Raw genomic sequence first — 19,177 nt, forward strand, 5'->3', positions numbered from 1 at the left:
GTCGGTCAGGCCACGCGGCTGACGACGAAATCCGCGAGGTCGGCCAGCATGTCGCGAATCGGATGCGCGGGCAGCACCTGCAGCGCCGCGCGGGCCCGTGCGGCATGGGCCAGCGCATCGGCGCGCGCGGCCTCCATCGCACCGTGACGGGCCAGCAGCGACAGCGCGTGCTCCAAGTCGCCGTCGCGCTGGTCGCCCGCCTCGATGGTGCGGGTCCAGAAGGCGCGTTCCTCGGCGTCGGCCTTGGCGATGGCCTTGATGACCGGCAGGGTCAGCTTGCGTTCGCGGAAATCGTCGCCCACGTTCTTGCCGATCGTCTCGGTCGCGCCGCCGTAATCCAGCAGGTCGTCGACAATCTGGAAGCTGATGCCCAGGGCGTCGCCGTAATCGAACAGCGCCTGCACCTGATCGTCGGGCGCACCGGCGATGACGCCGCCCACCTCGGTCGCGGCCGAGAACAGCGCCGCCGTCTTGCCGCGCACCACCTGCAGATAGACGGATTCGTCGGTTGCCAGGTCCTGCGCCGCGGTCAGCTGCAGCACCTCGCCCTCGGCGATGGTGGCGCTGGCATTGGCCAGGATCTCCAGCGTGCGCAGGTTGCCGGGTTCGACCATCAGCTGAAAGCTGCGCGCGAACAGATAATCTCCGACCAGCACGCTGGACTTGTTGTCCCACAGCAGGTTCGCCGTCGGGCGCCCGCGCCGCTGCGCGCTTTCGTCGACCACGTCGTCATGCAGCAGCGTCGCGGTGTGGATGAATTCGACCGTCGCGGCCAGGTGGACATGCCACGGGCCGGGATAGCCCAGCAGCTTGGCCGCGGCCAGCGTCAGCATCGGGCGCAGGCGCTTGCCGCCGGCCTCGATCAGATGCGCCGTCACCTCGGGGATGCGGGGGGCATGGCGGCTGGCCATGCGGTCGCGGATCAGCGCGTTGACCGCCTCCATTTCGGCGGTCAGGGCCTCGCTCAGCCGATCCAGCGGTTTGCGGACGTTGTCCTGCACAGTCATGCCATACCCCGTGTCTGCGACCGTGCATTGCCACGGCATCGACAAATGCGCAACCGCCGCTTAACGTCGCGCCCATGAAAGAGCTTTTCCGCAGCAACGATCCGGTCCGCATGTCCGCCGCCACCAGCCTGCTGGAATCCGAAGGGATCGCCACCTTTCCGATGGATCAGCACATGAGCGTGCTGGAGGGATCAATCGGCGTGCTGCCCGCGCGGCTGATGGTCGCGGACCGCGACGAATTCATGGCCCGCGCCATCCTGCGCGACAACGGGCTGGATGACTGACACCCGCATCGACGGCTTCCTGGACGGGCGGCTGCGCATCAGTCAGCCCGCGCGCGGCTATCGCGCGGGGGCGGATGCGGTGATGTTGGCCGCGGCCTGTCCCGCGCGGCCGGGGCAGGCGGTGCTGGAACTGGGCTGCGGGGCGGGGGTGGCCAGCCTGTGCCTGGCCTGGCGGGTGCCGGACCTGGCGATCACCGGGCTGGAGCGGCAGCAGACCTATGCGGACCTGGCCCGCGGCAATGCCGCCGCGAACGGCATCGCGCTGACGGTCCTGATCGGCGATCTGACCGACCCGCCGCGGGATCTGCGCGACGCCTCCTTTGACCATGTGATGATGAACCCGCCCTATTTCCTGGGCGGCACGGCCGCGCCCGACGCGGGCCGCGCCCTGGCCAGACGCGAGGAGACGCCGCTGGCGCAGTGGATCGACGCGGGCCTCAGGCGGTTGCGCCCCGGCGGCTGGCTGACGGTGATCCAGCGGGCCGACCGCCTGGACGGGGTGATGGACGCGCTTGGCGCGCGTGCCGGGGCGGTGACGATCCTGCCCATCGCCGCGCGGGAGGGCAGCCCGGCGGGGCGCGTCCTGGTCGCGGCGCGAAAGGGCGCGCGCGGTCCGCTGCGCCTGCTGGCACCCCTGATCACCCATGCCGCCCCCCGCCACGACCGCGATGCCGAGGATCTGACCCCCCTGGCTGCCCAGGTTCTGCGCGATGGTGCGCCGATCGCGATGGGAATTGCGAAAGCCGCGTGACAGAATCAACAAGCTGTGGTGCACTGGACTGGTTCGAGACAACTATAGAGGAGTACGCGATGACGGTTGCTTCCCATGTCGAGGAGCTTCGCAAGAAGCATCAGAACCTTTCGGTTGCCGTGGAGAGGGCCCAGAGGAGCCCCAGTGCCCGCGACCACGAAATCACCGCGATGAAGCGCGAGAAACTGCGTCTCAAGGAGCAGATCAACAGACTGGGTCACTGACCCGTCGCCGACCCGACACCAGACGGAAAAAGGCCCGCGCAGATCGCGCGGGCCTTGCCGTTTCAGCAGTGCGGTTCGATGTCAGACGAAGAACTGGCCGCCATTCGCGCTGATCGTGGACCCGGTGATGAAGCCCGCATCGTCCGCGGCCAGGAACACCACGGCGCGGGCGATCTCCTCGGGTTCGCCAAGGCGGCCGACGGGGATCTGCGGGATGATGCGTTCGTTCAGCACCTTTTCGTCGATGGCGCGCACCATCTCGGTGCCGATGTAACCGGGGCAGATGGCGTTGACGGTGATGCCCGCGCGCGCGCCCTCCTGGGCCAGCGCCTTGGTGAAGCCCAGGTCACCCGCCTTGGCCGCCGAATAGTTCGCCTGGCCCGCCTGACCCTTCTGCCCGTTGATCGAGCTGATGTTGATCACGCGGCCGAACTTGGCGTTGCGCATGCCGTTCCAGACGCTATGGGTCATGTTGAAGACGCCAGTCAGGTTGGTGTCGATGACCTCTTTCCACTGCTGGGGGGTCATCTTGTGGAACATCGCGTCGCGGGTGATGCCGGCGTTGTTGACCAGCACGGCGATGGGGCCCAGTTCGACCTCGACCTGCTTGATGCCTTCGGCGCAGGCGTCGTAATCGGCGACCGACCATTTGTAGGTCTTGATGCCGGTCTCCTCGGTGAAGGCACGCGCGGCGTCGTCGTTGCCGGCGTAATTGGCCGCGACCGTATAGCCCGCATCCTTCAGCGCCTTCGAGATGGCGGCGCCGATGCCCCGCGATCCTCCGGTGACCAGTGCGACTTTCGACATGTTTCCCCCTCCTTCTTTAGGTTCTTGAAATATTGCTAATCAATGAAGTTTCGGCGCGCAAGATCATTGCGCGCCGAATTGGCTTAGCGTTCCAGGCACATGGCGACGCCCATGCCCCCGCCGATGCACAGCGTGGCCAGGCCCTTTTTCGCGTCGCGGCGGCGCATCTCGAACAGCAGCGTGTTCAGGACGCGCGCGCCCGAGGCGCCGATCGGGTGACCGATGGCGATGGCGCCCCCGTTGACGTTCACGATGGACGGATCCCATCCCATGTCCTTGTTCACCGCACAGGCCTGGGCGGCAAAGGCCTCGTTCGCCTCGACTAGGTCCAGATCGCCGACCGACCAGCCGGCCTTCTCCAGCGCGCGGCGGCTGGCCGGGATCGGGCCGGTGCCCATGATCGCCGGGTCCAGGCCCGCGGTGGCATAGCTTGCGATGCGCGCCAAGGGCGTCAGGCCGCGGCGCGCGGCCTCGTCCTCGGTCATCACCATGACCGCGGCCGCGCCGTCGTTCAGACCGGATGCATTGGCCGCGGTGACCGATCCGTCCTTGGTAAAGGCGGGGCGCAGCTTCTGCATCGCCTCGATCGTGGCGCCGTGGCGGATGTATTCGTCCTTGTCGACGACCGTCTCGCCCTTGCGGGTCTTGACGGTATAGCCGACGATCTCGTCGTCAAAGCGGCCTTCCTTCTGGGCGGCCTCGGCCTTGTTCTGAGAGGCCAGCGCGAATTCGTCCTGCTGGTCGCGGCTGATCTGCCACTTGGCGGCGACGTTCTCGGCCGTCTGACCCATGTGATAGTTGTTGAACGCGTCCCACAGTCCGTCGCGGATCATCGTGTCGATGAACTGCATGTCACCCATCTTCTGACCGGCGCGCAGATAGGCGGCATGCGCCGACAGGGACATGCTTTCCTGACCCCCGGCCAGCACCACGCGGGCGTCGCCCAGGATCACCTGCTGCGCGGCCAGCGCGACGGCGCGCAGGCCCGACCCGCAGACCTGGTTGATGCCCCAGGCCGAGGATTCCTGCGGCAGGCCGGCCTTGATATGCGCTTGGCGGGCGGGGTTTTGGCCCTGCGCGGCGGTCAGCACCTGGCCTAGGATCGTCTCGTCGACCTCGGCCGCGTCGATGCCGGCGCGGGCGACAACCTCGGCCAGGACGGCTGCGCCCAGGTCATGGGCGGGGACATTCGCAAAGGCCCCCAGGAAACTTCCGACCGGGGTGCGGGCGGCGGAAACGATTACGGCTTTGGTCACGGCAGACTCCTTCGCATCAGTGCCGGACGAACCGGCCTGGGGTCAGGATGCTGTTTCGGGACGCTACGTCAAGTCGAAGCCTTGGGACTTTCGGATGATGGCCCCCCGCCCGGATGGGCGGAAGTCGCCCTCAGCGGCTGGCCAAGGACGGGGGTTTCTTCCAGGGCGGGGCGATGGTCGGGGCCCCGAAATAGTAGCCCTGCAGGCAATCGATGCCGATATCGATCAGGAAGGCGGCCTCGTCCGCGGTCTCGACCGATTCCGCCACGGTGAACATGTCGAAATGATGCGCGATGGATTGCAGCGCGCGCGTCAGGACCTGATTGTCGGGCTTGGTCGCGATCTCGCGGATGAACTGGCCGTCGATCTTGATCATGTCGAAGCAGAAGTCGCGCAGATAGCGGAACGAGGTATAGCCCGCCCCGAAATCGTCCAGCGCCAAGCTGATGCCGTATCCCTGCACCTCGGCCATGAAGGTCTGGACCTCCTCGGGCATGCCCATGGCGCTGCTTTCGGTGATCTCCAGGATCAGGCGTTCGCCCAGCGTGGTGTCGTCGGACACCCCGCGGCGCAGGGTGTTGATCCATTCGGGATACAGGATCGAGCGTGCCGACATGTTGATCGACAGGCGCAGGCCCGGATCCTCGGCCAGGGTCTGCAGGCCCAGGGACAGCGAGAGGCAGTCGATCTTGCGGCCCAGTTCCGTGACTTCGGCCTGGGGCATGAAATCGCGCAGGGGCACCAGGCGGCCGCTGTCGTCGATGATGCGGATCAGTCCCTCGTAAAAGGCGGGGGTCTTGGTGCGCTGCGCCTGGACGATGGGCTGGAAGGCCAGCGTCGCGCTGCCCTTTTCCACCGCCGACGTGACGGCCGCCAGGGTGATGCGGTCCTGATGGCGGATCGCGTCCTCTAGGGGCGAGCTGTTGTCCATAATTCTGTCGCTCACGGGCGGCCTCTTACCGAGTCGGGTCTGCTTGCAGTCTGCCCATATTGGCTTAACCTGCCGTGAATCGTGATCTCTTTCTCAGGTTTGGGTTAACAGATGATGGACCGTTGCGGATGGTGCGGCGATCTGCCGGTCTATGTCGCCTATCACGACACCGAATGGGGCGTGCCCGAACGCGACCCGCGCGCGCTGTGGGAAAAACTGGTGCTGGACGGGTTCCAGGCGGGCCTGTCCTGGATCACCATCCTGAAGAAACGCGATGCCTTTCGCGCCGAGTTCGACGGGTTCGACCCCGAACGCGTGGCGGCGTGGGACGCGGCGCGGATCGACCGTGCGCTGACGAACCCCGGCATCATCCGCCACCGCGGCAAGATCGAGGCCACCGTGCGCGGCGCCCGCGCCTTTCTGGACATCGAGGCGTCCGAAGGGTTCGCCCCCTGGCTGTGGTCCTTTGTCGGCGGCGCGCCGATCCAGAACGACTGGCCGGACCTGGGACACGTCCCCACCGACACGACCGAATCGCACGCGATGTCCAAGGCGTTGAAGGCGCGCGGTTTCGGGTTCTGCGGTCCGGTGATCACCTATGCCTTCATGCAGGCCACGGGCATGGTGAACGACCATGTCGTGACCTGCCACAGGCATGGTCCCGTCAGGGCGCTGTCAGCTGGGTGACCAGCGTCTTGGCGGCGTTCGAATCCCATTCGGCGTCGCCCAGATAGCGGGCGACCTCGCGGCCCTCGCGGTCGATCAGCACCGTCACGGGCAGGCCCACGACGCCCATCTCGCGCGCGACCTGCTGGCGCGGGTCCAAAAGGACCGGCAGGTTCTCGACGCCGACCTCGGCATAGAAATCGTCGATGCGCTCGACCGCGTTGCGTCCGGTGGCGATCGTCACCACCTCGAAGTCGTCGCCGCCCAGTTCGGCCTGCAGGCGGTCCAGGGCGGGCATCTCCTCGCGGCAGGGCGCGCACCAGGTGGCCCAGAAGTTCAGCAGCACGACCTTGCCCTGCCAGTCGGCCAGGGTGTGGGTGCCGCCGTCGCGGTCGGTGAACTCGGCGGCCGCCACGGGGGCGGGGTCTTCGGCCACGACCAGCTTGTCCAGCCCCCCGTCGCGCGCCGCCTGCCAGTCGGGGCCTGCGGCGAAGGCGGTGTTTGCACCGAAAACAAGGGCCGTATAAAGCAGGGCGGAACGCAGCATGTGACCTCCGAAGGACGTACTTGATGACCGACCGGCCCCAGACCACCGCCAACAGCATGTGGGGCGGGCGCTTTGCCGCCGGTCCCGACGCGATCATGGAGGCGATCAACGCCTCGATCGGGTTCGACCGGCGGCTCTACGCCCAGGATATCCGGGGCAGCCGGGCCCATGCGGCGATGCTGGCCGCCACGGGCATCATCAGCGATAGCGATGCCGAGGCGATCGGGAAAGGCCTGCTCACCGTCTTGTCAGAAATCGAGGCCGGCCAGTTCGCCTTCCGCACCGACCTGGAGGACATCCACATGAACGTGGAGGCCCGCCTGAAGGAGGTCATCGGCGAACCCGCAGGCCGCCTGCACACGGGCCGGTCCAGGAATGACCAGGTGGCGACCGATTTCCGGCTGTGGGTGCGCGACCAGTGCGACGCGGCCATCGACGGGCTGACCGCGCTGATCCGCGCGGCTTTGTCGCAGGCCGAAGGCGGCGCCGATTGGGTCATGCCGGGCTTCACCCATCTGCAGACCGCGCAGCCGGTGACCTGGGGCCACCACATGATGGCCTATGTCGAGATGTTCGGCCGCGACCTGTCGCGGTTCCAGGACGCGCGCAAGCGCATGAACGAATCGCCCCTGGGAGCCGCGGCGCTGGCGGGCACGGGCTATCCGATCGACCGGGACATGACCGCTGCGGCCCTGGATTTCGACCGTCCCATGGCCAATTCGCTGGACGCGGTCAGCGACCGTGACTTTGCGCTGGAATTCCTGGCGGCCAGCAGCATCTGCGCCGTCCATATGTCGCGCCTGGCCGAGGAGCTGGTGATCTGGTCGTCGGCCCAGTTCCGCTTCGTGTCCATGTCGGACAAGTGGTCGACCGGGTCGTCGATCATGCCGCAGAAACGCAACCCCGACGCGGCCGAGCTGATCCGCGCCAAGATCGGCCGCATCCTGGGGGCGACCGTCGCGCTGTTCACGGTGATGAAGGGCCTGCCCTTGGCCTATTCCAAGGACATGCAGGAGGACAAGGAACAGGTCTTCGACGCCGCCGACACGCTGATGCTGGCGCTGGCCGCGATGACCGGCATGCTGTCGGACCTGACCGCGAACCGCGACCGGCTGGAGGCCGCGGCGGGGGCCGGGTTCTCGACCGCGACGGATCTGGCCGACTGGCTGGTACGCGAACTGGGCCTGCCGTTCCGCGACGCCCATCACGTCACCGGATCGCTGGTGGCCCTGGCCGAACAGCGGGGCGTCGATCTGCCCGATCTGACGCTGGCGCAGATGCAATCGGTGCATGGTCAGATCACCGACGATGTGTTCAATGTGCTGGGCGTGCACAATTCCGTCGCCTCGCGCCAAAGCTATGGCGGCACGGCGCCCGCGCAGGTGCGCGCGCAGATCGCCCGCTGGAAGGAGAAACTGGCATGAGAAACACGGTCATCATCGTCGTCGTCCTGGTCGTGGTCGTGGCCGTCCTGGCCAGCTGCGGCGTCGACGGCGCCCCGCAGCGGCCGGTCGTGAAGCCCCTGCAGCAGCAGATGGGCGTCACCGTCAGCGGCGATGCCCGGTTCGGCGTGTCGGCCGAGCTGTAGATGGACCACTTCCTCTACAGGAACGGCGAGCTCTACGCCGAGGACGTGCCCCTGTCCTGCATCGCGCAGCAGGTCGGCACGCCCGTCTATGTCTATTCCGCGGCCACGCTGACGCGGCATTTCGGCCTGTTCCGGCAGGCGCTGGACTGGACCGACCATCTGGTCTGCTTTGCGGTCAAGTCGAACAGCAACCTGGCGGTGCTGAAGCTGATGGGCGATCTGGGTGCGGGCATGGATGTCGTCTCGGGCGGGGAATACGCCCGCGCCAAGGCCGCCGGCGTGCCGGGCGAGCGGATCGTGTTCTCGGGCGTGGGCAAGACCATCCCCGAGATGCGCATGGCCATCGAAGGCGGCATCCGCCAGTTCAACATCGAGAGCGAGCCCGAGATGCGCGCCCTGTCCGCGCTGTGCGTCAGCATGGGCGCCACGGTGCCGGTGGCGATCCGCGTGAACCCCGACGTGGACGCCAAGACGCATGAGAAGATCGCCACGGGCAAATCCGACAACAAGTTCGGCATCCCGATCAGCCGCGCCATGGCCGTCTATGCCGAGGCCGCGTCCCTGCCGGGGCTGCGCGTCGTGGGTGTGGACGTGCATATCGGCAGCCAGCTGACCGATCTGGCGCCGTTCCGCGCCGCCTATCTGAAGGTGGCCGAACTGACCCGTGCGCTGCGCGCCGAGGGGCACGACATCACCCGCCTGGACCTGGGCGGTGGCCTGGGCATCCCCTATCGCCGCGACAACAGCGCGCCGCCTTTGCCCATCGAATACGGGCAGGTGATCCGCGAGACGGTGGGGGATCTGGGCTGTCAGATCGAGATCGAGCCGGGCCGCAACATCGTCGGCAATGCCGGCGTCCTGCTGTCGCGGGTGATCTATGTCAAGAACGGCGAGGATCGCGATTTCCTGATCGTGGATGCGGCGATGAACGACCTGCTGCGCCCGGCCATGTACGGCGCGCATCATGACATTGTCCCACTGGTCGAGCCCGCCGTCGGCGCGCCGGTCCGGCCCTATGACGTGGTCGGTCCGGTCTGCGAATCGGGCGATACCTTCCAGAAGGGGGCCGATCTGCCCGAACTGGCGGCAGGGGGGCTGGTCGCGTTCCGGTCGGCCGGGGCCTATGGTGCGGTGATGGCGTCGGAATACAATTCCCGCCCGCTGGTCCCCGAGGTGCTGGTGCAGGGCGATCACTTCGCCGTCATCCGGGCACGCCCCACGTTTGAGGAAATGCTGGCACGGGATAGCATCCCGGCATGGCTTTGATCGGGCGACAGCACGACACCGACAGCCCGGGGGCCGTCAGCCCCCGGACCCCCGAGGGTATTTTCACAACGGAGACGGGGCCGGTGGCCCGTGCCCTGCGCCTGACCCGCGCGGGCATGGCATGGGAACGCGCGGCGCGGGCCTTCTGGCCGCTGACGACGCTGCTGTTCTTCGGCATCGCGGCGCTGTGGCTGGGCGCGGTGGCGGCCTTGCCTCAAGTGCTGCTGCCTTGGCTGGCGGGCCTGTGGCTGCTGGCGGTCGTGATCGCGGCGGTGCGGGGCGGATGGCGCTTTCGCCGCGTGCGCCGGGCCGAGGCGCTGGCCCGGCTGGACCGCACCCTGCCCGGGCGCCCGCTGACCGCGCTGTCCGACCGTGCGGCGATCGGCGGCGAGGGGCCGCTGTGGCAGGCGCATCTGGCGCAGATGCGCGATGCCGCGCTGGCCGCGCGCGCGGTGCGCCCCGATGCGGACCTTGCCCGGCGCGACCCGTTCGCCCTGCGATTGGCGGGGCTGGTGGCGCTGGTGATGGCGCTGATCTTCGGGGGGGCGGGCGAGATGGGCCTGGGTCTGCGCGCCCTGGCCGCCACGATGGCCACGCCGCAGCCGGGCGCCGCGCCGCCGCAGGGGCCAGTCTGGGAGGGCTGGGCCGAACCGCCCGCCTATACCCGCCGCCCGACCCTGTACCTGAACGCCCTGGAGGAGGGGCAGGTGCTTGACCTGCCCCAAGGCAGCACGGTCAGCTTTCGCCTCTATGCCCAGGGGGCAGAGGTGACCCAGGACATCGGGCCTGTCACGTCGGACGATCCGACGGCGCCGGCATTCCGGGCCGACCGCTCTGGCAGCATCGACGTCCAGGGACGTCGTTTCGCCGTGACCGTACAGCCCGATGCCGTCCCGGTGATCCGCGCAGGCGCCGCGCCCACGCGCCGCGCCGACGGGCGGATGATCCAGGATTACCAGGCCGGGGACGATCACGGCGTCATCTCGGCTCAGGCGGTCATCGCGCTGGACCTGGACGCGGTCGATCGCCGCTTTGGCCTGACCGTCGCGCCCGAGCCGCGCGACCCGGTGGCGCTGGACCTGCCCCTGCCACGGGGCGACCGCCGTGATGTGCAGGGACAGCTGGCCGAGGACCTGTCGCGCCACCCCTGGGCCAACCTGCCCGTGACCGTCACGCTGCGCGCGGTGGACGGGATCGACCAAGCGGGCCAGTCCGACCCGATGGCGCTGCCGCTGCCGGGGCGGCGGTTCTTCGATCCGTTCGCGGCCACGCTGATCGAGCTGCGCCGCGACCTGCTGTGGTCGCGCCAGAATGCCGGGCGCAGCGCCGAGATCCTGCGCGCCATCACCTGGCAGCCCGAGGGGTTCGTCGAGGACGATCTGTATGCCGAGCTGCGCGCGGCGGTGCGGCTGCTGGACGGGGACGAGCTGACCCCGGAAGCCCGCGACCGTCTGGCCGAGGCCCTGTGGGAGGCCGCGATCCTGTTGGAGGATGGCGGTCTGTCGGATGCGCTGGAACGGATGCGCGCCGCGCAGGAGCGCCTGTCAGAGGCGATCCGCAATGGGGCCAGCCCCGACGAAGTCCAGCGGCTGATGGACGAGCTGCGCGAGGCGACCGACGCCTATACCGACATGCTGGCGCAGGAAAGCCAGCCGCAGGATCAGGCCGACAGCCCTGACCGGGGCGGCCAGCAGGGCCAGACCATCACCGCCGATCAGATCCAGGAGATGATGGACGAGATCCAGCGCCTGATGAACGAGGGCCGCATGGCCGAGGCGGAGGCCCTGCTGGACCAGTTCAACCGGATGATGGAGAACCTGCAGGTTCAGCAGAGCCAGGGGCAGGGCGAGGGAGAGGGCCGGCAGGGCAGCCAGCCGATGAACCGCCTTGCCGACACGCTGCGCGAGCAGCAGGAGCTGTCGGACGAGGCGTTCCGCGACATGCAGCGCCAGTTCGGCCAAGGCCAGCAGCCCGGTGACGAGGGCCAGGACGGCGGCAGCATGGCCGACCGCCAGCGCGCGCTGCGCGAGGAGTTGGGCCAGCAGCAGGGGCTGATGCCGGGGCAGGGATCACCCGAGGGCGACGCGGCGCGGCGTCAGCTGGACGAGGCTGGGCGCGCGATGGAGGATGCCGAACAGGCCCTGCGTGACGGCGACATGGCCGGCGCGATGCAGCGCCAGGCCGATGCGATCCAGTCCATGCGCGAGGGGATGCGCGCCCTGGGCGACATGATGGCCCAGGAGGGGCAGGAGGGTCAGGAGGGCCAGCCGGGCGGTGAGGGGCAGCAGCCCGGCCAGCAACCCGGCCAGTCGGCGCAGGGCAGCCAGGGGCAGCCCTATCAGGGCCGGCCGCAGTTGGACCCCCTGGGCCGCGAGAGCATGGGTGGCGGCAATGTCATTACCAACGGCGATCCGCTGGCCGAGGGGTTGGACCCCGCACGCCGTGCCCGCGACCTGCTGGACGAGATCCGCCGCCGCAGCGGGCAGCCGGACCGCCCGCAGGACGAACGCGATTACCTGGGCCGGTTGCTGGACCGGTTCTGACGGCTCAGCCGCCGACGCGGGTCGCCAGCCATTGTCGCAGTGCGTCCAGCCCGTCGCGCGCCGTAGCCAGCGTCCCCGACAGCGGCCAGCCGCGCGCCTCGGCCACCGGGGCCAGCAGATAGACCGCCAGCACCGCTGCAGCCGCCAGCAGGGCCATCGTCATGCCCGCGCCGAAGCCGCGGCCCTGTCGCATCACCCGGATGGGCGTGACCGTGGCACGGCGATGCACCGTGGTTTCGGCCTGCTGGCGCAATTCGGGCTGGCGCAGGTCCGGCTGGCGCCGTTCCGGTTCACGGGCGTCACGGGCGTCACGGGCGTCACGGGCGTCACGGGCGTCACGGGCGTCACGGGCGTCACGGGCGTCAGGGCCATGGGGTGCTTGGGCGCGGGGCGCATCCGGAATCGCGGGGGTCGGCGCCGCGATGATCGGCGCCGCGATGATCGGCGCCGCGATGGCCGGCGCCGCGATGGCCGGGGACGGCGGGGGCAGGGCCGCGGGCATTGGGGGCAGCGTCACGGTGGTCGCGGGCCAGTCGATCTCCTCGGCGCCGGGGCGCGGGTCGTCCTGCTGTTCGGCGTCGCGCAGGCGGCGTTCGTGATCGACCTCGCTTTTCAGCATGTCCAGCACGTCCGGGGACAGGCGCGCGCGGGCCGGCGGCAGGGGGCGGGGCGTCTCGTCCTGGTCGGGGCGCCTGCTGAAGAAGCGGCCCAGATCCAGCCGTCCCCCGGCGGCCGGGGGATGGGCCTGCCAGACATGGCCGCAGGCGGGGCATTCGACCTCGCGGCCGCCCTGGGGAATGGCGTCGGGGGGCAGCGCATATTCGGCGCGGCAACCCGGACAGATCAACTTGAATTCAGCCATGCCACCCTCGCATTCATCGTGCGGCTGTTCTATCAAGCGCGGGTCCGGCTTCCAAGTCGCGCCGGGCGCCAAGGGCCCGCACCAGACGGGTCGCAGCGGAAAAGAGGTGGCGCTTGATCGAGATGCGGGATGTCGGCTTCGGCTATCAGGGCCAGGACGAGCTGTTGTCGGGCATGACGCTGACCCTGCAGCCGGGCATGTTCCATTTCCTGACCGGACCGTCCGGGTCGGGCAAGACCACGCTGCTGCGGCTGTGCTTTGCGGATCTTCTGCCCAGTTCGGGCCAGATGACGGCCTTTGGCCAGGACATGCGCGAGCTGTCGCGCGACGGCATCGCCGATCTGCGCCGCCGCGTGGGCGTGGTCCACCAGGACCCGCAGTTCCTGGACCATCTGCCCCTGGCAGAAAACATCGCGCTGCCCCTCTCCATCGCCGGAGAGGAGGTGGACATGGACGCGCTGCGCGATCTTCTGGGCTGGGTCCAGCTGTCCCAGCACGCCCGCGCCCTGCCGCCGTCGCTGTCGGGCGGCGAGCGCCAGCGGGCGGCGCTGGCCCGCGCGGTGATCCTGTCGCCGGACCTGGTGCTGGCGGATGAACCCACGGGCAACCTGGACTGGGACATGTCCATGCGGCTGATGCAATTGCTGATCGAGCTGAACAAGTCGGGCAAGACCGTCCTGGTGGCGACCCATGACCTAAACCTGATCCGCGCCACCAAGGCGCAGGTGACGGCGCGCGTCCTGCGGATCACCGGCGGCAGCCTGCATCTGGCGGGGGCGGATCTCTGATGGGACGGCTGAATATCGGAAGCCTGTGGCAGGGCCTGACGGGTGACAAGGACGGCGCCGGCGACCGCATCGTGCCGCCGACCGGGTTCACGGCGCAGCTGACGCTGTTTTCCGCAGGCGCCATGGCGTTCCTGGCGGTGTTCGCGCTGGCGCTGGCGCTGGCGACGGGGCGGCTGGCCGACCGCTGGTCCTCCGAACTTGCCGGCAGCGTGACGGTCCGCGTCAGCGCGCCGGTGGCGGAACAGGACGCGCTGGTGCAATCGGCGCTGTCGATCCTGCAGACCACGCCGGGCGCGGGCACCCCGCGGCTGTTGCCCGAGGACGAGCTGGCCCAGCTGCTGGAGCCGTGGTTCGGGCCGGACATGCCGGTGGACGCGCTGCCCGTGCCCGCCCTGATCGACCTGCCCGTCGAGGGCGAGTTCGATGCCGAGGGCCTGCGCCTGCGCCTTGAGGCCGAGGTGCCGGGCGCGGTGCTGGACGATCACACCGAATGGCGCCGGCCGCTGGTCTCGGCCGCGAACCGACTGCGGATGCTGGGCATCGTGTCGCTGATGCTGATCGGGGCCGCCTCGGCCGCGATGATCACGCTGGCGGCCAAGGCCGCGCTGGCCGCGAACGTCCAGGTGATCCGCGTCCTGCGCCTGATCGGCGCGCGCGACCTGACCATCGCCACGGCCTTCGTGCGCCGGTTCACCCGGCGCGCCGCGATGGGGTCCGCCGTCGGCACCGTGCTGGGCATGGGCGCGATCGCCATCCTGCCCGATGCCAGCGCCGCGGGCGGGTTCCTGACCGGGCTGGGCTTTCAGGGCGCCGACTGGCTGATGCCGCTGACCATCCCGCTGATCGCGGCCGGTGTGGGCTTTGTCGCCACGCGGTGGGCGGCGCTGAAGATGCTGGAGGCCGTGCGATGACCGACGGCGCGCGTCCCGGCGCGCTGACCCCCTGGCAGTACGTCCAGAACGTGCTGTTCTATGCCCATGTCGCCTGCGCCACGTTGATCATCGGCCTGTTCGGCCTGCCTGCGCTGCGCCACGGGCGGGCAGGCGCGAACCGCATCGCCACGCGCTGGATCGCCTACATGGTCTGGGCCGCGCGCATCCACCTGCACCTGACCTGCGAGATCCGCGGCACGCCGCCGACCCATGACTGCATCGTCGCCGCCAAGCACCAGTCGTTCTGGGACATCATGGTCATCGCCCATGCCGTTCCCCGCCGCGCCTTCATCATGAAGCGCGAGGTGATGCGCGTCCCGGTCATGGGCTGGTACGCGTGGAAGACCGGCTGCATCCCCATCGACCGGTCGCGCGGGCGCGACGCGATGGCCGCGATCAGCAGCACCATCAACCAGCGCCTGTCCGCCGAGGGGCTGGGGCAGCTGATCATCTATCCCGAGGGCACGCGCACCCTGCCGGGCCAGCGCAAGCCCTACAAGCAGGGTGTGGTCACGATCCGCGAGGGGACCGGCCTGCCGGTCGTGCCCGTCGCGGTGAACACGGGCATGTTCTGGCCGCGCAGCGGGTGGGGCATCTGCCCCGGACGCGCGGTGGTCGAGTTCCTGCCGCCCATCGATCCCGCCATCCCGGCGGAGGGTTTCCTGCCCCGCCTGCGGGCCGAGATCGAGACCCATTCCGACCGCCTGATGGCCGAGGCCGGGCTGGTCCTGCCGGAACCGGGCGACGCCGATGACGCCGCCCGGAACCGCTCTCACCTCAGGTCGTAGTAGCGCGGGACATGCGGCCCCTGCGGCGGCAGCCCGATGTCGCGCCGCATGTGCGGGGACATCAGGTACGGATCGGGCGGCCGCGGCCGCCTGCGCCGTGGCAGCAGCGCCGCGCGGATCGCGGCCCATAAGACCGCCGTCGCGCCGTGTCGGGCGATCAGGCGGTGCATCGCGGGACGCAGGCGGGCGCTTTGCGGATGAAGATCGGCAATCATCGTCAGTCTCCGGATAGGGGGACCGGACAGGGCGGTGCCTTGTGCGGTCGATGGGGTTCAGGGAAGGGATGACGCCATGTGGACAGGCCCGCGGATCGCGGTCGTGTCAGGTCATGATGTCAGCGGGGTCTGCCTTGCGGCGGTCAGGCGCCTTGTCGCGATGACAAGGTACGCATCGAACCGGTGCGGGTCAGGGCGGGGGCATTGGCATATGATGTCATGAGCCCCTCCTTTCGCGCATGCGTTGCGGGCAGGAGTGCAGGCTGGCCCAGCCTTGCATTTCGCGCAAGACGGCAAAACGCGACAGCCGCCCCAAGACGGGACGGCTGTTGCAGGTCGGTCACAGTATCGTGTGCGTCAGGCCGCAAGCCCCTTGGAGCCCATCGCCAGGAACTTGGCGCGGCGGTCCTTGATCAGCTGGTCGGGTTTCATGTCCGACATCTCGGCCAGCATCGCGGTGATCTCGGCGCCCACGGCGGCGATGGCCTCATCGGGTGCGCGCTGCGCCCCGCCCAGGGGTTCGGCGATGATGCGGTCGATCACGGCCAGCTTCTTCAGGTCCTGCGCGGTCAGGCGCAGCGCCTCGGCCGCGTCGCGCATCTTTTCGGCGTCCTTCCACAGGATCGACGCGCAGCCTTCCGGAGAGATGACCGAATAGATCGAATGTTCCAGCATGGCGATGCGGTTCGCGGTGGCAAAGGCCACGGCCCCGCCTGACCCGCCTTCGCCGATGATGACGCTGACCAGCGGCACGCCGATCTCAAGGCATTTCATGGTGCAGCGGGCGATCGCCTCGCTTTGTCCCCGCTCCTCGGCGCCCTTGCCGGGATAGGCGCCGGGCGTGTCGACCAGCGTGATCACGGGCAGGCCAAAGCGGTGCGCCATGTCCATCAGGCGGATCGCTTTGCGGTACCCCTCGGGGCGAGCCATGCCGAAATTGTGGTGGATGCGCGACTTGGTGTCGTTGCCCTTCTCATGCCCGATCACCACGCAGGGTGCGTCGTTGAAACGCGCCAGGCCGCCCATCACCGCGTGGTCGTCGCCAAAGGCGCGGTCGCCCGCCAGAGGCGTGTATTCGGTGAACAGCGCCTGGATATAGTCGCTGCAATGCGGGCGGTCGGGATGGCGGGCGACCTGCGTCTTCCGCCAGGGGTCCAGGGTCTTGTAGAGGTCGCGCAGCAAATCCGACGACTTGCGGTCCAGCGCCGCGGCCTCCTTCTCGACGTCGAGGGTGCCGTCGCCCTTGCGGGCCATGGCGCGAAGTTCCTCGGCCTTGCCCTCGATGTCGGCGAGCGGTTTTTCGAAATCCAGATAGACCATGCGGCATGCCTTTGGGGTTCGGGTTTGGCGCTATATAGGTCGGTGCGGGACGGGTTGCAACGCGGGCGCGGCAGCCGGCATCCGCGGGGCCGGGCGCCGCGCCCGCGTCACTGCAGGTCGGCGAAGGCCGCGCGCAGCCGGTCTGCCGCCTCGATCACCCGCGCCCGCGGCGTCGCGATGTTGAAGCGCATGAACCCGTCGCCACCCAGCCCGAAGGTCGCGCCGTGATTGGCCGCGATCCGGGCGTCGTCCTGGATGCGACGGGTGATTTCCGCGTCGGTCATGCCGGTGTCGCGGAAATCGACCCAGGACAGATAGGTCGCCTGCAGGGGCATCGACCGCAGACCGGGAATCGCGTTCACCGCCTGATCAAAGATCCGCCGGTTGCCGTCCAGGTAATCGACCAGCGCATCGACCCAGGCCGCGCCCTCGGGCGAATAGGCGGCCGCAACCATGTCCTGGCCCAGCATCGCCGGAGAGATCCCCGCGGCGGCCAGCGCGCCCTGGAACCGCGCCCGCAGGTCGGGGTCGGGGATGATCGCGTTGCCGATATGAGCGCCCGCGATGTTGAAGGTCTTGGTGGCGGCGGTCAGCGTCACCAAGCGCGGCAGGATGTCGGGTGCCACGGTCGCCATCATCCGGTGACGTGGGCCGCCCGGCAGGACCAGGTCGGCATGGATGTCGTCCGAGATCAGGATCAGGTCGTGGCGGTCGCAGAAATCGGCGACCTGGCGCAGTTCGGCTTCGGACCAGACGCGGCCGCCGGGATTGTGCGGCGAACACAGGATCATCATCCGTTCGCGCCCGGTCAGCATCTTTTCCCACGCGTCCCAGTCCAGGGCGTACTGGCCGTCGGTCATCGCCAGGGGCAACTCGACCACGTCGCGGCCGGCGGCGCGGATCACCCGGCCGAAGGCGTGATAGACCGGCGCCATCACGACAACCCCGTCGCCGGGCCGCGTATAGGCGTTCAGCGCCATCGCGACCGCGTTGACCAGCCCCGCGCAGGTCAACACCCATTCGGGCCGGATCTGCCAGCCGTGGCGATGCGCCATCCACCAGCCGATCGCCGCCAGATAGGGCGGGTTCGCGCCAGGATAGCCATAGACGCCATGTGCCGCGGCGCGGTCCACCGCCGCCTGGACCGCCGCGGGGGGCGCGAAATCCATGTCAGCCACCCACATGGCCAGGCCGTCATCGGCGCCCACGCCGTATGCGGCCTGCATGTCGTCCCACTTGCTGCAATGCGTGCCGCGGCGGTCGATGATGCGGTCGAAATCGGGCTGGGTCATGGGGGCTCCTGCTGGCTGCGTCACCCTAGCCTAGCGGGGTTGTTGCTTATGGTGAAGGCTTGCCCTAAATCCCTTGCCATGAGCCTGAGACCCATCCTGATCCATCCCGATCCGCGCCTGAAGAAGGTGGCCCAACCCGTGGCCCGCATCACGCCCGAGATCGAGACATTGGCCGCGGACATGCTGGCCACCATGTACGAGGCGCCCGGCATCGGCCTGGCCGCGCCGCAGATCGGCGTGGGCCTGCGCGTCTTCACCATGGATGCCAACCGCGACCCCGAGGCGCCGCGCGCGCCCCTGGTGCTGGTCAACCCCGAGGTGACCTGGGCGTCGGACACGCCCAACACCTATGAGGAGGGCTGCCTGTCCATCCCCGACCAGTACGGAGAGGTCACGCGGCCCGCGCAGATCCGCATGCGCTGGCTGGGGCTGGACGGCAAGACCCATGAACGCGAGTTCGACGAGCTGTGGGCCACCTGCGCCCAGCACGAGCTGGACCACCTGGACGGCGTGCTGTTCATCGATCACCTCTCCGCCATCAAGCGGCAGATGATCACCCGCAAGATGGTCAAGCTGAAGCGGGACCTGGCCCGTGCCTGATCGCACGGGTGCCAGCGGCTGGATGCGCCCCGACCTGCCGGGGGATCTTGGCCGCGGCACCCTGCGCGACATCGTCCTGTGGCCGGACCCGCGCCTGCGCCTGCGCGCGGAACCCGCCGGCTACATGACCGGCCCCGAACTGCGCGTGCTGGCCGCCGACATGCTGGCCACCATGTATCACGCTCAGGGCCGCGGCCTGGCCGCCCCGCAGATCGGCGTGCTGCGCCGGATCTTCGTCATGGATGCCGGCTGGAAGGACGGCGCGCCCGCCCCCCTGGTCCTGATCGACCCCGAGATCCTGGTCCGGTCGCCGCAGACCGAGACCGCGCCCGAAGGGTGCCTGTCCATCCCCGGCCGCCCCGTCGACGTCACGCGGCCTGCCGCCATCGGAATCGGCTGGTATGATCTGGACGGCCGCTATCAGGTGCGCGACATGCAGGGTCCCGCCGCCCGCATCGCCCAGCACGAGGTCGATCACCTGGACGGCCTGTTGATCGTGAAGGACTGACC

Annotated in this window: 22 protein-coding genes; 13 read left to right on the forward strand and 9 right to left on the reverse strand. The window is 69.1% G+C overall.

The window, feature by feature from the left end:
• Nucleotides 1-5: 5 nt before the first annotated feature.
• Nucleotides 6-1,007: a polyprenyl synthetase family protein gene (locus PRL19_RS06640; protein WP_045983648.1), complete on the reverse strand. Its 1,002-nt coding sequence runs from the start codon at nucleotides 1,005-1,007 to the stop codon at nucleotides 6-8.
• A 74-nt stretch (nucleotides 1,008-1,081) separates the two neighbouring features.
• Between PRL19_RS06640 and PRL19_RS06645 the strand changes: the two genes are divergently transcribed.
• The 3 genes from PRL19_RS06645 to PRL19_RS06655 are packed head-to-tail and all read left to right on the forward strand — an operon-like array spanning nucleotide 1,082 to nucleotide 2,266.
• Entirely contained in the window at nucleotides 1,082-1,291 is a 210-nt protein-coding gene (locus PRL19_RS06645) for a putative signal transducing protein (protein WP_045983647.1), read from the forward strand.
• Complete coding sequence (locus PRL19_RS06650; protein ID WP_273744310.1) at nucleotides 1,284-2,042, forward strand: tRNA1(Val) (adenine(37)-N6)-methyltransferase; 759 nt, start codon at nucleotides 1,284-1,286, stop codon at nucleotides 2,040-2,042. Before PRL19_RS06645 ends, PRL19_RS06650 begins: the two co-directional genes overlap by 8 nt.
• Before the next feature lie 59 nt (nucleotides 2,043-2,101).
• A complete protein-coding gene (locus tag PRL19_RS06655; RefSeq protein ID WP_064503545.1) occupies nucleotides 2,102-2,266 on the forward strand; it encodes a YdcH family protein in 165 nt (54 codons plus the stop codon).
• 81 nt (nucleotides 2,267-2,347) lie between these two features.
• Here the strand turns inward: PRL19_RS06655 and phbB are convergent, their stop codons facing one another.
• From phbB to PRL19_RS06670, 3 genes are all read right to left on the reverse strand, one after another.
• Complete coding sequence (gene phbB / locus PRL19_RS06660; RefSeq protein WP_273744311.1) at nucleotides 2,348-3,073, reverse strand: acetoacetyl-CoA reductase; 726 nt, start codon at nucleotides 3,071-3,073, stop codon at nucleotides 2,348-2,350.
• 83 nt (nucleotides 3,074-3,156) lie between these two features.
• Nucleotides 3,157-4,329: an acetyl-CoA C-acetyltransferase gene (locus PRL19_RS06665; protein ID WP_045999935.1), complete on the reverse strand. Its 1,173-nt coding sequence runs from the start codon at nucleotides 4,327-4,329 to the stop codon at nucleotides 3,157-3,159.
• Between the two features lie 130 nt (nucleotides 4,330-4,459).
• Nucleotides 4,460-5,260, reverse strand: coding sequence for an EAL domain-containing protein (locus PRL19_RS06670; RefSeq protein WP_045983643.1), 801 nt, complete (start codon nucleotides 5,258-5,260; stop codon nucleotides 4,460-4,462).
• Nucleotides 5,261-5,371: 111 nt separating this feature from the next.
• On the opposite strand from PRL19_RS06670, the gene PRL19_RS06675 reads away from it, so the two are divergent.
• On the forward strand, nucleotides 5,372-5,947 hold the full coding sequence (locus tag PRL19_RS06675) for a DNA-3-methyladenine glycosylase I (protein ID WP_420704416.1): 576 nt from the start codon (nucleotides 5,372-5,374) through the stop codon (nucleotides 5,945-5,947).
• On the opposite strand, the gene PRL19_RS06680 is transcribed toward PRL19_RS06675, so the two are convergent.
• A complete protein-coding gene (locus PRL19_RS06680) occupies nucleotides 5,925-6,473 on the reverse strand; it encodes a TlpA disulfide reductase family protein (RefSeq protein WP_273744312.1) in 549 nt (182 codons plus the stop codon). The genes PRL19_RS06675 and PRL19_RS06680 overlap by 23 nt on opposite strands.
• Nucleotides 6,474-6,496: 23 nt before the next feature.
• Here PRL19_RS06680 and argH point away from each other — a divergent pair, with 23 nt between their 5' ends.
• The 4 genes from argH (at nucleotide 6,497) to PRL19_RS06700 (ending at nucleotide 11,870) form a co-directional block, all read left to right on the forward strand.
• Nucleotides 6,497-7,897, forward strand: a complete 1,401-nt coding sequence (gene argH / locus PRL19_RS06685; protein WP_273744313.1) for an argininosuccinate lyase — start codon at nucleotides 6,497-6,499, stop codon at nucleotides 7,895-7,897.
• On the forward strand, nucleotides 7,894-8,061 hold the full coding sequence (locus PRL19_RS06690) for a hypothetical protein (protein ID WP_273744314.1): 168 nt from the start codon (nucleotides 7,894-7,896) through the stop codon (nucleotides 8,059-8,061). The genes argH and PRL19_RS06690 overlap by 4 nt, the downstream gene beginning before the upstream one ends.
• On the forward strand, nucleotides 8,062-9,327 hold the full coding sequence (gene lysA / locus PRL19_RS06695; protein WP_045983639.1) for a diaminopimelate decarboxylase: 1,266 nt from the start codon (nucleotides 8,062-8,064) through the stop codon (nucleotides 9,325-9,327). It abuts the gene before it with no gap.
• Between the two features lie 83 nt (nucleotides 9,328-9,410).
• Complete coding sequence (locus PRL19_RS06700; protein ID WP_337960272.1) at nucleotides 9,411-11,870, forward strand: DUF4175 domain-containing protein; 2,460 nt, start codon at nucleotides 9,411-9,413, stop codon at nucleotides 11,868-11,870.
• 4 nt (nucleotides 11,871-11,874) lie between these two features.
• Here the strand turns inward: PRL19_RS06700 and PRL19_RS06705 are convergent, their stop codons facing one another.
• Nucleotides 11,875-12,732, reverse strand: coding sequence for a zinc-ribbon domain-containing protein (locus PRL19_RS06705; RefSeq protein WP_273744315.1), 858 nt, complete (start codon nucleotides 12,730-12,732; stop codon nucleotides 11,875-11,877).
• Between the two features lie 113 nt (nucleotides 12,733-12,845).
• Between PRL19_RS06705 and PRL19_RS06710 the strand changes: the two genes are divergently transcribed.
• Genes PRL19_RS06710 through PRL19_RS06720 form a run of 3 tightly spaced genes read left to right on the forward strand, consistent with a single transcriptional unit; the run spans nucleotide 12,846 to nucleotide 15,240 of the window.
• Nucleotides 12,846-13,520 (forward strand): cell division ATP-binding protein FtsE, encoded by a 675-nt coding sequence (locus tag PRL19_RS06710; RefSeq protein ID WP_273744316.1) that lies wholly within the window; start codon nucleotides 12,846-12,848, stop codon nucleotides 13,518-13,520.
• A complete protein-coding gene (locus PRL19_RS06715) occupies nucleotides 13,520-14,431 on the forward strand; it encodes a cell division protein FtsX (protein WP_045982483.1) in 912 nt (303 codons plus the stop codon). Before PRL19_RS06710 ends, PRL19_RS06715 begins: the two co-directional genes overlap by 1 nt.
• Complete coding sequence (locus PRL19_RS06720) at nucleotides 14,428-15,240, forward strand: lysophospholipid acyltransferase family protein (protein WP_273744317.1); 813 nt, start codon at nucleotides 14,428-14,430, stop codon at nucleotides 15,238-15,240. Before PRL19_RS06715 ends, PRL19_RS06720 begins: the two co-directional genes overlap by 4 nt.
• Here PRL19_RS06720 and PRL19_RS06725 read toward each other — a convergent pair.
• From PRL19_RS06725 to PRL19_RS06735, 3 genes are all read right to left on the reverse strand, one after another.
• Entirely contained in the window at nucleotides 15,225-15,455 is a 231-nt protein-coding gene (locus tag PRL19_RS06725; protein ID WP_045999942.1) for a hypothetical protein, read from the reverse strand. The genes PRL19_RS06720 and PRL19_RS06725 overlap by 16 nt on opposite strands.
• A gap of 357 nt (nucleotides 15,456-15,812) precedes the next feature.
• On the reverse strand, nucleotides 15,813-16,775 hold the full coding sequence (locus PRL19_RS06730) for an acetyl-CoA carboxylase carboxyltransferase subunit alpha (RefSeq protein WP_045982486.1): 963 nt from the start codon (nucleotides 16,773-16,775) through the stop codon (nucleotides 15,813-15,815).
• A 107-nt stretch (nucleotides 16,776-16,882) separates the two neighbouring features.
• On the reverse strand, nucleotides 16,883-18,067 hold the full coding sequence (locus tag PRL19_RS06735) for a MalY/PatB family protein (RefSeq protein WP_273744318.1): 1,185 nt from the start codon (nucleotides 18,065-18,067) through the stop codon (nucleotides 16,883-16,885).
• 78 nt (nucleotides 18,068-18,145) lie between these two features.
• On the opposite strand from PRL19_RS06735, the gene def (PRL19_RS06740) reads away from it, so the two are divergent.
• Nucleotides 18,146-18,667: a peptide deformylase gene (gene def, locus PRL19_RS06740; RefSeq protein WP_045999944.1), complete on the forward strand. Its 522-nt coding sequence runs from the start codon at nucleotides 18,146-18,148 to the stop codon at nucleotides 18,665-18,667.
• Nucleotides 18,660-19,175, forward strand: coding sequence for a peptide deformylase (def, locus tag PRL19_RS06745; RefSeq protein ID WP_273744319.1), 516 nt, complete (start codon nucleotides 18,660-18,662; stop codon nucleotides 19,173-19,175). Before def (PRL19_RS06740) ends, def (PRL19_RS06745) begins: the two co-directional genes overlap by 8 nt.
• Nucleotides 19,176-19,177: the final 2 nt, after the last annotated feature.

The sequence above is a fragment of the Paracoccus marcusii genome, assembly GCF_028621715.1.
GTDB classification, from domain to species: domain Bacteria; phylum Pseudomonadota; class Alphaproteobacteria; order Rhodobacterales; family Rhodobacteraceae; genus Paracoccus; species Paracoccus marcusii.